This window comes from Sphingomonas panni, assembly GCF_022664435.1.
GTDB classification, from domain to species: Bacteria; Pseudomonadota; Alphaproteobacteria; order Sphingomonadales; family Sphingomonadaceae; genus Sphingomonas; species Sphingomonas panni.
This window is the reverse complement of record NZ_JAKREU010000028.1, coordinates 1-520: the sequence shown is the minus strand read 5'-3', so window position 1 is coordinate 520 and position 520 is coordinate 1. Positions and strand designations below refer to the sequence as shown.

Annotated in this window: 1 protein-coding gene; it reads right to left on the bottom strand. The window is 61.5% G+C overall.

The window, feature by feature from the left end; all coding sequences use genetic code 11:
• Positions 1-339 (bottom strand): IS5 family transposase (locus tag MF609_RS19820; protein WP_242417758.1); only part of this gene is annotated, 339 nt, incomplete at its 3' end.
• Positions 340-520: the final 181 nt, after the last annotated feature.

Genomic DNA, 520 nt, shown 5'->3' with positions numbered 1-520 from the left:
CCCCCCTTTTCCGCCCGCCGCCGAGACGTGGGCGCGGACCGTGGTGCTGTCGATGCTGTAGTGGCCAGTATCCGCCATGATCTCGGCCAAGGTCACCGCTACAATCTCCCAGACCCCGGCCTCGCTCCATCGACGGAACCGGCGGTAGATGGTGTTCCAGCTCCCGTATTTCGGCGGCACGTCGCGCCACGGCGCACTACATCGCAGCCGCCAGAGTATGCCGTTGATGATGGAACGGTTCTGTTCGGGAGGTCGGCCCCGACTCCGGTTCTTGCGCTCGATCGGCAGCAAGTCTTTCAGGATGCGCCACTCTGCCTCGGTAAGATCGCCCCGGCTCAAGCCTGCCTCCAAAAAGCAGCCTTGAATCAAGCCTCCTGCATCGCGTCAACGTCTGCCGCATCTCTCGCCAAATCGCGCTGCTTGCTGACCCTGGCCCCCTTGTTTCAGAAGAACCGACAGGTGATCCGGGATATATCTATGCTGCTACGAGACGACGATGAACACGAGGTGCCACTGAACT